The 272-nt window shown below is 52.9% G+C and carries 1 protein-coding gene; it reads left to right on the plus strand.

The annotated features are described in order from the left end of the window. Positions 1-222 (plus strand): hypothetical protein (locus HMPREF3091_RS22755; protein WP_210403574.1); only part of this gene is annotated, 222 nt, incomplete at its 5' end. Positions 223-272 lie beyond the last annotated feature (50 nt).

Raw genomic sequence — 272 nt, forward strand, 5'->3', positions numbered from 1 at the left:
GAACGAACGGCAATCGCGAGTATTCGGCGCATCCATGCGCCTCACCCCTACGGGGCTAACGCAAGCTTTGTTCAAATTTGCTCCAGGCAAATTTGTCCTGGCTCCTCCGTTCTTTCGCCGACATCCCTGTCGGCGAATCCTAGCCTACATTCCTCACTTCGGCTGAAGAACAACGTGCCGAAAAAGGTCAACGTCAAAACAAAAGGCGTGGACGGTTTTTAGCTTAAGTATTCGTAGAGAGAGCCGGCACGACAGGGATGTCGTGACGGAGT

This window comes from Hafnia sp. HMSC23F03, assembly GCF_001816025.1.
Lineage (GTDB): Bacteria > Pseudomonadota > Gammaproteobacteria > Enterobacterales > Enterobacteriaceae > Hafnia > Hafnia paralvei.